The organism is Pseudomonas sp. PDM27, from assembly GCF_019219205.1.
In the GTDB taxonomy this organism is placed as follows: Bacteria; Pseudomonadota; Gammaproteobacteria; order Pseudomonadales; family Pseudomonadaceae; genus Aquipseudomonas; species Aquipseudomonas laurylsulfatiphila.
Genome location: NZ_JAHUWF010000001.1, coordinates 372,489 through 384,930, shown reverse-complemented (window position 1 = coordinate 384,930; position 12,442 = coordinate 372,489). Strand labels below are relative to the sequence as shown.

At 58.4% G+C, this 12,442-nt stretch carries 9 protein-coding genes and 1 tRNA gene; 7 read left to right on the top strand and 3 right to left on the bottom strand.

The features are described 5' to 3' along the window. The first annotated feature begins 229 nt into the window (after positions 1–229). From KW838_RS01835 to KW838_RS01810, 6 genes are all read left to right on the top strand, one after another. The gene (locus tag KW838_RS01835) at positions 230–1,789 is read left to right on the top strand and encodes a long-chain fatty acid--CoA ligase (protein WP_218500154.1); all 1,560 of its coding nucleotides are present in this window, start codon (positions 230–232) and stop codon (positions 1,787–1,789) included. Between the two features lie 439 nt (positions 1,790–2,228). Next, positions 2,229–4,043: a DUF1302 domain-containing protein gene (locus KW838_RS01830; protein ID WP_371317808.1), complete on the top strand. Its 1,815-nt coding sequence runs from the start codon at positions 2,229–2,231 to the stop codon at positions 4,041–4,043. Positions 4,044–4,056: 13 nt separating this feature from the next. Continuing rightward, positions 4,057–5,415 carry a DUF1329 domain-containing protein gene (locus tag KW838_RS01825; RefSeq protein WP_218500152.1) on the top strand — a complete coding sequence of 453 codons (1,359 nt, stop codon included), beginning with the start codon at positions 4,057–4,059 and terminating at the stop codon, positions 5,413–5,415. Positions 5,416–5,483: 68 nt separating this feature from the next. Continuing rightward, complete coding sequence (locus KW838_RS01820; protein ID WP_218500151.1) at positions 5,484–6,440, top strand: YCF48-related protein; 957 nt, start codon at positions 5,484–5,486, stop codon at positions 6,438–6,440. Positions 6,441–6,447: 7 nt separating this feature from the next. After that, entirely contained in the window at positions 6,448–8,874 is a 2,427-nt protein-coding gene (locus KW838_RS01815) for an RND family transporter (protein WP_218500150.1), read from the top strand. Positions 8,875–8,990: 116 nt separating this feature from the next. Continuing rightward, positions 8,991–10,406: a DUF2252 domain-containing protein gene (locus tag KW838_RS01810; protein WP_256358693.1), complete on the top strand. Its 1,416-nt coding sequence runs from the start codon at positions 8,991–8,993 to the stop codon at positions 10,404–10,406. Between the two features lie 204 nt (positions 10,407–10,610). Here the strand turns inward: KW838_RS01810 and KW838_RS01805 are convergent. Further along, positions 10,611–10,698 (bottom strand) — tRNA-Ser (locus KW838_RS01805). A 123-nt stretch (positions 10,699–10,821) separates the two neighbouring features. On the opposite strand from KW838_RS01805, the gene KW838_RS01800 reads away from it, so the two are divergent. Further along, a complete protein-coding gene (locus KW838_RS01800; protein WP_102699713.1) occupies positions 10,822–11,493 on the top strand; it encodes a Bax inhibitor-1/YccA family protein in 672 nt (223 codons plus the stop codon). 60 nt (positions 11,494–11,553) lie between these two features. Here KW838_RS01800 and KW838_RS01795 read toward each other — a convergent pair whose 3' ends face one another. Next, on the bottom strand, positions 11,554–11,883 hold the full coding sequence (locus tag KW838_RS01795; protein WP_218500149.1) for a YceK/YidQ family lipoprotein: 330 nt from the start codon (positions 11,881–11,883) through the stop codon (positions 11,554–11,556). A 56-nt stretch (positions 11,884–11,939) separates the two neighbouring features. Next, entirely contained in the window at positions 11,940–12,377 is a 438-nt protein-coding gene (locus tag KW838_RS01790) for an Lrp/AsnC family transcriptional regulator (protein WP_007973356.1), read from the bottom strand. Positions 12,378–12,442 lie beyond the last annotated feature (65 nt).

Sequence of the window (12,442 nt, the reverse complement as noted above, 5' to 3'; positions counted from 1 at the left end):
TTGAACCGGCAAACCGCGCCACCACCCCTCCCTAGATGGGAGGGTTACCAGTTTTCACCTTGGGGTAGGGTGCCGGGTAACGGTGGTGAAACCGTGCATGCAGGGTTCACGTGAGTGCTGATGGCTCCAGACCTGCAATGCTCCTGCACCCAGCGGTGAGCGCCCGGCATTGCCGTCTCCTGCCGTCAAGGCACGGACAATAACAATAGCTGCAACTTCAGGAGAGACCATGTACTTCACTCAGCCCTTGCACCGTAATCTACAGTGCGCGCCCGAGCGATTAATGACGATCTACGGCGATCGCAGTCGTACTCTGCAGCAGTTTGTCGAGCGTGTTGCGAGACTGGCCGGGGCGTTGCGTGAGCTTGGCGTACAGAGCGGCGATTGCGTCGCCATGCTGGGTTTGAACTCTGATCGTTACCTCGAATATTGCTTCGCCGTACCCTGGGCCGATGCCGTTCTCAATCTTTGCAACACGCGCTGGAGTGCGGAGGAGAACGCTTATGCCCTGACCGATTCGCAAACCTCGGTACTGTTGGTTGACGAGACCTTCAAGGACATCGGTCTGCGCTTATCCAGGCAGGTTCCTTCGTTGCGTCATGTCATCTACGTCGGTGACGGCACCACGCCGGATGGGATGCTGGATTACGAAACGCTGATTGCCCAGGCCTCGCCCATGGAGGATGCCCGACGTGGCGGCGATTCACTCCTTGGTGTGTTCTATACCGGCGGCACCACGGGTTTCCCCAAGGGCGTGATGATCAGTCATACGGCCTTCTGGAGCAGCCAGATTGCGCTGGATGTCGAGGGCCTGGTACCGCCTGATTCAGTCATGCTGCGCGCAGCACCGATGTTCCATCTTGCGGACATGTCCACCGGTTATGTCGGTGTGCTCGAAGGCGCGACTCACGTCATTCTGCCGGCGTTCCAGCCGGCCGAAGCGATGGCGGCGATTCAGCGTCACGGCATTCAGGTGGCCATGCTGGTGCCGACCATGATTCAGTTGTTGATCAATCATCCCGAGGTGGACAATTACGACCTGTCCTCGTTGCAGCACCTGGTGTACGGCGCTTCGCCCATTCAGGAGCAGACGCTGTGGAGCCTGCAGGCCATGCTGCCGCAACTGCAGCTGTTCCAGGCTTATGGCCAGACGGAGATGTCGCCCATTGTTTCGCTGCTCGGCCCGGCTCAGCACACCGCGGCGGCCGCCGCTGCCGGCATGCTGCGCTCCTGTGGTCGTGCCACCCGAGCGGTGGAAGTCAAGATCGTCGACGACGATGGCTGTGAGGTGCCACGTGGCAGCATGGGTGAAATCGTCGTTCGGGGCCCGAATGCAATGAGCGGGTATCTGAACAAGCCCGAGCAAACCCTGGCGGCTCTGCCTGGTGATGGCTGGTTGCGTACGGGGGACGGGGCCAGGATGGACGAAAATGGCTACATCTTCATTGTCGACCGCCTCAAGGACATGATCGTCACCGGTGGCGAAAACGTGTTCTCGGCGGAGGTCGAGAATGCCTTGTGCAGCCACCCGGATATCGCCATGTGTGCGGTGATCGGGATCCCTAGCGAGCAATGGGGCGAGGCGGTGCATGCCGTGGTGGTACTCAAGCCTGGCGCCGAACCGAATGGCGAAGAATTGATTGCCCATTGCAAGCGTCAGATCGCCGGCTACAAGTCGCCGAAAAGCGTGGAGTTCCGTGCTGCGTTACCGCTCTCGGGCGCTGGCAAGGTGCTCAAGAGCGAACTGCGTGAACCCTTCTGGCAGGGCAGTTCACGGCGTGTTGGTTGAGTGATCCATCTCCGGGCGGAACCGACCATCGATGACTTGAGCCGGCCACTGCCAAGTCATCGATGAGCTCTTGTGGACGGGCTTTGCGACCCCGCTGTTTCTCCCTTCCTGCTTGATTCGCCCCGGCTGTTGTGCGCAACAGCCGGCAGCGGCGTGCGCCTGTATTTCCCATTCGCCAGTGCCGTGTGACTCCCTTTCCTGCCTCCCTCCCAACCCCCTCCCATCTCGGGAGGGTTAAGCGCTGCGCAGTCAATGTTTACTTGTCCGGCCAGTCTCTGGCGGCCGGGTGGTTGGGGAGGGAGGTTTTTTCACAGGGAATCCAGGAGCCAAAGAGTGGTGGGTTGAACCGTAGCGTCGGGATTATTTAGGAATGTGAACAATGATAAGAATAAGTTCGCCACAAACAGGCTTTGTCCGGCATCAGCTTGGTCAGGCAGTCGTGCTTGGAATTCTCGGAGTGGGCGCCGGCAATGCCCAGGCATTCAATTTTGATACCGAGAGCGGTTGGTCGGGGAGCCTCGACACCACACTTTCCGTTGGCAGCAGCTGGCGCGCCGAAGGGCGTGATAACGAGTTGTACAGTCGACTCGACGGACAGGTGATCGGCAAGACCGACGGCCTGGGCGGTTCCAATACCGATGGCGGCAACCTCAACTACGATCGCGGCGACCGGTTTTCTACCATCGGCAAGTTCCTCACCGAACTGAACCTGCACAACGGCGACATGGGCGGCATGCTGCGCGTGAAGGGCTGGTACGACCAGGCGCTGGAAGACGAAGACGTGCACTTTGGCAACCAGGCCAATGGTTACCAGAAAAAGCCATTGTCCGATAACGGCTTTGACGACCTGCAAAGGAACAAAGGCGTTTACCTGCTCGACGCCTACGTCTACGACACCTACCACCTGGACGATCACCCGCTGCAGGTGCGCCTGGGTCGCCAGGTGCTGAACTGGGGCGAGAGCATCTTTGTTCAGGGGCTCAACCAGATCAACCCGATCGACGTTCCTTCACTGCGCCGTCCGGGCACCGAGGTCAAGGAAGCGTTGTTGCCGGTGTGGATGATTTCCAGCAGCTTCGGCTTGAGTGACGGGCTGTCGCTGGAAGCGTTTTACCAGTTCAAGTGGGAGCCTACTGCCGTTGAGGGCTGTGGCAACTACTGGTCGACCACCGAAACCATCATTTCGACTCATCCGGGTGGTTGCACCATGGCCACGTCGCTGCCTAACGTCAGCAACCCGGTGGGCTTTCGCAATGGCATGAACGTCCCACTGAGCACTGGCGATGAAGCCCGGGATTCGGGGCAATGGGGTGTGGCGCTGCACTATCTGGTCGAATCGATCGACACGGAGCTCGGTGCCTACGCCATGACCATCCACTCGCGTACGCCGATCATTTCCGCCCAAAGCGGCGATTGGGGCCGGATTCCCGCCGGGGCGCGCGCACCCTTCCTCAACCCGGTGCAGGTCCATGAAAACCTGCCGTTCGGTGCGACCTCGACGACTGCCTTCTGGGAGTATCCCGAAGACATCCACCTGTATGGCCTGAGCGCCGCCACCACGCTGGCCAGTTGGTCGGTCGGTGCGGAACTGAGCTACTCGCCAAATACGCCGGTACAACGTAACGGCAACGACCTGCTTGCCGCCGCTGCCCAAGGGGTGGGACCGCAAGGTGCGGGCGCGCGAGCCGCTGGCCCGAACGCCTATATCACCGGGTATGACCGCTTCGATAAAACCCAGCTGCAGATCAACGGCATCAACCTGTTCCCCAACGTTCTGGGCGCATCGAGCCTGCAGGTGGCCGGTGAAGTTGCCTTCCAGTGGAACGACATCCCTCAGGGTGACAGCGACATTCGTTACGGTCGCGGTTTCATCTTTGGCCCGGGTTCGGCGCCCAGCTATGGCGGGAACCTCTGCGGCACTGCGACCAACCCGCAACCCGACGGCTGCAAGAACGACGGTTACATCACCGACTTCGCCTGGGGCTACAGATTGCGAGGGCAACTGGAGTACCCGGACCTGTTGGGCGTAGGCGTCAGCACTTACCCGAGTTTGTTCCTGGGGCAGGACGTGGAAGGGGTTTCGATGGACGGCCAGTTCAACGAAGGCCGGTTTACCGTCGGTGCCGGCGTTCGTTTCGACTACCTGAAGGCCCACAGCCTGGAGTTCAACTATGTGACGTACAACAACGACGCCAAGTACGACCCGTTGCGTGACCGGGACTACTACTCGATGAATTACAGCTACAAGTTCTGATGAGGAACAAGGCATGAAAACAATAAAGACTTGCCACACCCCGCGTGCCCTGGCTATTGCCATCGCACTGTTGCTTGGCGGGAACGACGCTTTCGCCAAATTGACCGATGCAGAGGCTGCTCGCCTGGGTAACGACCTCACTCCGGTTGGCGCCGAGAAGGCCGGCAATGCCGATGGCAGCATTCCAGCCTGGCAGGGCGGCCTGACGGCTCCTCCGGCAGGCTGGAGTCCGGAGAAGGGCTACGTTGATCCGTTCCCGCAAGACAAGCCGCAGATGGTGATCACCGCGGCCAATGCCGATCAATACAAAGACAAGCTGTCGCCCGGCACCCTGGCTTTGTTGAAGAAGTATGACAACTTCAAGATGCCGATCTACCAGACCCGGCGCACCGCCGCACTGCCGACTGAAGTCACCGCCAAAGCCAAGACTCAGTCCACTCAGGTCGAGTTGCAGGGTTTCGGTCTGAGCAACCTCAATGGCTCGAACATACCGTTCCCGATCCCGAAGAACGGTCAGGAAGCAATCTGGAACCACTTGGTTCGCTACTTGGGTGGTGGCTTCGAGCGGACCTATCACTGGTTCCCGGTACGTAGCAGCGGCGAGTTCTACAAGGTTGGTTTCCGCGAGAACCGCGTGTTCGACCAGAACATGGATCGCAGTATGGACAACCACCTGTTTTCCTTCCTGGGCTACTTCCTCGAACCGGCCACGTTGCAGGGCACGGTCTACCTGGTGCGTGAACCGGTGGATCAGGTCAAGGAAGCGCGCTCGGCCTGGATCTACAACGCCGGTGCCCGTCGTGTGCGCCGCGCACCGGACCTGGCGTATGACAACGTCAGCGATGGCACCGAGAGCATGCGGGTGACCGATCAGTACGACGGCTATAACGGCGCGCCCGACCGCTATGACTGGAAACTGGTCGGCAAGCAGGAAATCTATGTTCCGTACAACGACTACAAGTTGTCCGATAAGTCGCTGAAATACGAAAACATCCTGCAAAAAGGCACCGTCAATGCCGACCTGATGCGCTACGAACTCCACCGTACCTGGGTCGTCGAGGGCACGCTCAAGGCCGGGCAGAAGCATATCTACGGCAAGCGCGTGATGTATCTCGACGAGGACAGCTGGACCGTGTTGCTCGAAGACGCCTACGACACTCGCGGCCAGCTATGGCGCATTGGCGTGCACCCGATGATCCAGTTCTATGACGTCGGTGTGCCGTGGTACCGCGCCAACATCTTCCATGATCTGAGCAACGGCAACTACATGGTCTCGGGCCTGGACAATGAGGTCAAGCAACCCTGGAAGTTCGGCGTCAAGGGACGTCAGGCCGACTTCCAGCCCGATGCCCTGCGTCGCGCTGGTCACTAAGCCCTCAGGCAGTCTCAAGGCGACCCGGTTGCGGGTCGTCGATTACAAATACAAGAGAGGAGCGGCCAATGGCTATTTTGGGCAAGTCCGTTCACAGGGTGTTGTGGGCGGCACTCATCGCGGCATCTGCTGTACATGCCGAGACGCCTGGCTCGATCCAGACCGGGATCAATTCACAGCGAATCATCCTGCTCGATATCCAGCGTGTGGGCAGTCAACTGTTCAGTGCCGGCGAGCGCGGCTGGATCCTTCGTTCCGCGGATGATGGGCAACATTGGCAGGGCATTCATACGCCAGCCGATCGAACGCTGACCGGGCTTGCTTTCGCCAACGACCGACTGGGTATCGCCGTTGGACATGGCGCGACCCTGTTGCGCACCACCGACGGCGGTCAGCAATGGACAGCCGTAGGGGTGGACGGTATCGGTCATGATTCGCTGCTCGGTGTCACCTACCTGGGCGGCCAGCATTTCGTCGCCTATGGCGCATTCGGTCACTATCTGGAATCCGTCGACGCTGGCTTGAGCTGGAGCAAGAAAACGGTGATGGGGGAGGACTTTGATCGGCACATCGCCAAAGTGCTGAAGGTCGGTGGTGACCTGTTCCTTTTCGGCGAATCCGGCACCTTGCTGCGCTCGCGTGACCTGGGGCTGAACTGGGAGGCGTTGCAATCGCCTTACGAGGGTTCTTTTTTTGGCGGACTGCAGACGCCAAGTGGTGCGCTGTTGGCTTTCGGCATGCGCGGCAATCTGTATCGCTCAAACGACCGGGGAGATACCTGGCAGCTGATTCCCCTGGACGCCAAGGTTGCACTGCAAGGGGGGCAGGTTTTGCCTGACGGGCGTATCGCCCTGGTCGGCAATGCCGGGTTGCTGGCACTGAGTAACGACGATGGCAAAAGCTTTGAGCTGAGTCACGCCGCCCGTGGCGGGCTCTCGCAGATAGTTGCGGTGACCGGTGGTGCCCTGGCCGTGGGCGATGCCGGTGTTCAGTCTCTGAGCTTGACGCAAGCGACAGCCAATTGAGGTTTCTATGAGTAAGTACCATGACAATCAGGGGCTCGAGCTTGTGGGCGACGTTCAGGTGCTCGACCGCCACCACTTCTCCCGTAGTCTGGTCGGTCGGGTGTCCTGGTGGATTTTTCACTTGCGTCGCCCGCTTCTGATTTTTTTCATTCTATTGACGCTGCTGTTTACCTTCACCGCCACACGGCTGCGTGTGGAGGCGGGCTTTTCCAAGATGATCCCGCTGCAGCATGAGTACATGCAGTCCTTTCTCAAGTACCAGTCGGTTTTCGGCGGCGCCAACAAAGTGTTGCTGGCGTTGAAGAACGAAAAGGGCGAGATCTTCGACCCCGGATTCATGGAGAGCTTGCATCAGGTCACCGAGGAAGTTTTCTACATCAAGGGCGTCGAGCGTAGCTCGGTCACTTCGTTGTTCACCTCCAATGTGCGCTACAACGAGGTCGTAGAAGACGGCTTCAGGGGCGGCAACATTGTTGCGGCCGACTTCTCCGGTACTCCAGAGCAGCTGAAGGCGGTGCGCGAAAATGTGCTGAAGTCCGATTGGGTCGGCCGTATCGTCTCCAATGACTTGAGCGCCGCCATGGTGGTGGCGAACTTGCAGGAAGTGGACCCGGAGACCGGCTTGCGCCTGGATCTGCAAGCGGTCAGCCAGTCCCTGGAGGCGATTCGCGCCAAACACGAAAAAGATGGCGTCAGCGTGCACATCATTGGCTTCGCCAAGTCGACCGGGGATATCGCAGACGGTGCCGCCGGGGTGCTGCTGTTCTTCGCCGTGGCCTTCGTGATCACCGCACTGTTGCTGTATTGGTATTGCGGCTCGCTGATGCTGACGTCCTGGGCGTTGGTTTGCGCCATGGTCCCGGTGGTATGGCTACTGGGTCTTCTGCCGCTGTTGGGGTTGGCACTCGACCCCATGTCGATTTTGGTGCCGTTCCTGATTTTCTCCATTGGTGTCTCCCATGCGGTGCAGATGACCAACGCCTGGAAACTGGAAGTGTTGCATGGTCACGACAGCATTACCGCTTCGCGCAATTGCTTCCAGAAGCTCTTCATTCCAGGTGCCATGGCGCTGCTGGCCAATGCACTGGGGTTTCTGGTAATCGCCTTCGTGCAGATCGAGATGGTGCGGGAACTGGCCATCACCGCGACCTTGGGGGTCAGCCTGATGATCCTCACCAACAAACTGCTGTTGCCGATCCTGCTGTCTTACATGCGCATTTCGGCCAGGGATGCCGAGCGCCTGCGGGGCAAGGAAACCTCTGGGGACTGGTTGTGGGAACATCTGGGGGGATTGGCAACCCGCAAGGGCAGTGTGCCGGTCATCCTGATTGCAGTGGTTCTGCTCGGTGTCGGCATGTGGCAGGCGGGAAAGTTGAAGGTGGGAGACACGGGGCAGGGTGTCCCGGAGCTGCGTGCCGATTCGCGTTATAACCAGGACGTGGCGATGGTCACCCGTAACTTCGCCATCGGCGTTGATCTGTTGCAGGTGGTGGTTGAGGCAAAGGGCAACGAGTCGCCCTGTGTTGACCGCAACATTCTGGGCAAAGTCGAAGATTTCGAATTCGAGATGAAGCAGACCCCGGGCGTCGGTACGGTGCGAGGGCTGGCGGGTTATGTCGGGCAGATCACCCAGGGCTACGCGGAAACCTTCATCAAATGGCGCACCATTCCCGAGGAGCAGGCGCAAATTGCTCAAGGCGTGGGTTTCGCCACGCGTCTTGGCAATGAACTGATGAACTCCACCTGCAGTGCCATGCCGATCTCGCTGTACACCGAAGATCACCAGGCCTCGACTATCAGCAACATCATCGAACGGATCAAGGCGTTCAAGGTAACCCACGACGGCGATGACCTTCGTTTTCAACTGGCCAGTGGCAATGTCGGGGTAATGGCCGCGACCAATGAGGCGGTCGAGGCGGCGGACAAGTGGGTGAATCTCGCGCTTTTCGGCTCGGTGACCTTACTCTGCCTGCTGAGTTTTCGCTCGCTGCGTATCACCCTGTGCATCATCCTTCCACTGGCGCTGGTCACGGTGCTGTGCAACGGGTTGATGGCATGGCTGGGTATTGGTCTCAAGGTCAACACGCTACCGGTGGTGGCACTGGGCGTCGGGGTCGGCGTGGATTACGGCATTTACTTGTTCGAGCGGATCAAGCACGAAATGCATTCACGTCATTCAGACCTGCGTCAGGCGTTTGTCGAAGCGCTGAAGCAGCGTGGCACTGCCTCGTTGTTCACCGCAATAACAATGACGGTGTCCGTGTCCACATGGGTGTTTTCCACCCTCAAGTTCCAGGCCGACATGGGCGTGCTGTTGGCGTTCATGTTCCTGGTCAATGTCTGGGGCGCCATCCTGTTGCTACCGGCACTGGCGGCATGGCTGCTACCGCCGGTGCACGCCGGCAAGCATCCTGCGCAGCCATCCGCAAACTAACTCCATGCAGTACTTTGGCGGCCTTCGGGCCGTCTTTTTTTGGGTGGAGTCAGGGGTGCTACGCTTGTATCGATACGCTTGGGCATCTGCCAGTTTGCTGCTGCAAAGGAGTGGATATGTCGCCCCGTAAGAAAAAGCCAGCCAACGTAACAGGTAACAAACTCACCGCCACAATGGATGAACCCGTTTTTCGCTCGCGTAAGGAGCGTATGAGCGCGGGTGAGCGATTGAGAGAGAGCCTGCCGCATTCGTTACACGCCGTATGGAAACCGCCGCGTAAACATCGTGACCCCATTGAACTGCTGGAAGAATCAAACCGCTACCGGTTACCCAATCTGGTACCTGTGCGCTATGGGCGCATGCTGCGTAGCCCCTTCACATTTTTACGCGGCTCTGCGGGCTTGATGGCGCATGACTTGGCCACAACCCCAACCACTGGTATTGAGGTGCAAGCCTGCGGGGATTGCCACCTGTTGAACTTCGGGTTGTTCGCGACGCCTGAGCGCAATCTGATTTTTGACATCAACGATTTCGACGAAACGCTTCCCGCTCCCTGGGAGTGGGACGTTAAACGTCTGGCGATCAGTTTCGTCGTGGCGTCACGCGATAACCGGCATAGCGACAAGGCGGCTGAATCGATCGCTGTCGAATGCATTCGTGCTTACCGTGAGCGCCTGCGCAAACTGTCGAAGATGAGCCCGCTGAATGTCTGGTATGACCGTCTGGATGCCCAAACGATTATCGACATGGCGCCCACGGCAGAGATCAAAAAATTTCGGGAGCAAGTGGTTGCCAAGGCAAAGGGGCGTGTCGGCGATTACCTCTACCCCAAAATCAGCAGCGAAGTGGCCGGGCGCAGGCGCTTGGTCGATCAGCCCCCCATACTTTATCACTCGGATGAGAAGGATTTTTTGCAGCGAGCCCGTCAGGCGCTGCAGGATTATCGACTGTCACTCCCCCATGAACGGCGTGTGCTCTTCGATCGTTATCGCCTTGAAGACATTGCCATAAAGGCAGTCGGGATCGGTAGCGTCGGTACCTACTGCTTCGTCGGCCTGTTCTTTTCTGCAGAAAACCATCCGTTGCTCCTGCAGTTCAAGGAAGCCTGCCCCTCGGTACTGGCGCCCTATGCGGGCAAGAGCGACTACGAGAATCAGGGGCAGCGCGTGGTCACCGGGCAGCGACTGATGCAGTCCTCGAGTGACATCTTTCTTGGCTGGACGCGCGGCGATAACGGTCGGGATTACTTTGTTCGCCAGTTGCGCGACATGAAAATGTCAGTGCCGATCGAAGGCATATCGGCGCCGCGCATGAAGTTGTATGCCCAATGGTGCGGTCTTACTCTGGCCCGTGCCCACGCCAAGTCAGGGGACGCTGCTCTCATAAGCGGCTACCTGGGTAAATCGGACACCTTCGACCAGGCACTCGGCCAATTTGCCATGATCTATGCCGATCAAAATGCGAGAGATTATGCCGTGTTGCTGGCTGCGGAAAGATCCGGGCGGATCAAAGCGCTCATGGAAGATGAATGATAAAAACGGTTGCCACTCGATGGCTGCTTCTTGCGGGAGCTGATGTTCATTGATTTTGAGCAGCAAGGAAGCGATCAGGTTTCAGTTGACGGGTGGCGGAAATCGTCGAAAAGATGCGGAAATGCTGGCATCACCGCAGTGTTCAGTCAGCCAAACCCCAGAAACGACAAAGCCCTGAATAATCAGGGCTTTGTCGTATAAAGATGGCGGAGGCGATGGGATTCGAACTCATGGACCTGTTACAGTCGACGGTTTTCAAGACCGTTGCCTTAAACCACTCGGCCACACCTCCGTTTGCGTTGCGGGCGCCATAATACCTGAATGAAACACACTGTCAAACTCTCTGCATAGCTAGTTACAGAGCGTCTGTTATGATCTTTGCGACTGAACGTTTCAAACCAACAGGAGTGTCGCCATGCGCGAACAGGATTACGCAGTTAATAACAGCGTGCAGGCTGAGCAGCTAGAGGTTAGCCGCGTCCTGCGCAACACATACGGCTTGCTCGCCCTGACCCTCGCATTCAGCGGTGTGACGGCCTACGTTGCCCAGCAGATGCGTGTTGGCTACCCGAATATCTTCGTGGTGCTGATTGGCTTCTACGGTCTTTTCTTCCTCACCAACAAACTCCGTGATTCGGCCTGGGGCCTGGTGTCGGCATTTGCCCTGACCGGTTTCATGGGTTTCCTGCTCGGTCCGATCCTCAACCGTTACCTGGGTATGCAGGGTGGCGCTGAAGTCGTCAGCTCGGCCTTCGCGATGACTGCGCTGGTGTTCGGCGGCCTGTCGGCCTATGTGCTGATCACCCGCAAGGACATGAGCTTCCTCGGCGGTTTCATCACGGCAGGCTTCTTTGTGCTGCTGGGTGCGACGCTGGCGAGCTTCTTCTTCCAGATCAGCGGTCTGCAACTGGCGATCAGCGCAGGTTTCGTGCTGTTCTCCTCGGTCTGCATTCTGTTCCAGACCAGCGCCATCATTCACGGCGGCGAGCGCAACTACATCATGGCCACCATCAGCCTGTATGTATCGATCTACAACCTGTTCGTCAGCCTGTTGCAGCTGTTCGGCATCATGAGCCGTGATGACTGATCGTCGGCCTTGAAGTAAAAAACCCGCTCAGGCGGGTTTTTTATTGCCTGGAAACCAGGGTTACTCGGTAATGACAATGCTGCCGTCAGCTTGCTGGCGGTAGATGGTGTAGGGCAGCAGCAAGGTGTCCATCGCCCCGGACACGACCACATCGAGTAGCACGACGGCGGGGGCGGGGCCATGTGCCTGCGCATCCCGACCCTCCTCGAGGGGCGCGTTCAGCATGCAAAAGTCGTAGGTCACGCCGCTGTAGATTCGTGGTACCGCGCCGCAGTAACTCTTTTGTTCCTTGAGACTTTTCGAGGCCACTTCGTCACTGCGCACAACCGTCTGAATCGTGCCGCAACCCGCAAGCATGATTACCACCAGTAGCATTGCCTGAGTTTTCATACCGTCAATCCTTCGCCGGAAACCTTCAATCTACTGCAGCCTGAAACAAATATCACTCACGCCATGGGCGGCAACCGGCGCTTGACCGGGGTTTTCTTGACGATGGCCGTGTTGGTTTCAGCGTGGGTGTTGAGGCGGTCGAGCAGGGTGTCCAGTTGTTCCATCGAGCGCACGTGCAAGCGTGCGATGAAACAGTCGTCGCCGGTCACCTTGTCGCACTCGGTGAATTCGGGAATGGCCATGATTTGCCGCTCCACCTCTTGCAACTGGCCCGGCAACGGGCGAATACGCACGATGGCCTGGAGTTGATAACCGAAGCTTTTCGGGTCGATTTCAACGGTGTAGCCCTTGAGCACGCCGCGCTCTTCCAGGCGGCGCAGGCGTTCGGCAACACTGGGGGAGGACAGGCCGCTGATTTGCGCCAGGGCCTTGAGCGAACGTCGCGAATCTTCCATCAGGGCCGTGATCAGCACTTGGTCGATGTCATCGGTCATGGCGAAACCCTCTGTTAGGCATTTTTTCAAAACTGCCTTCATAATAAAGGCCGATTCAGAGTTTA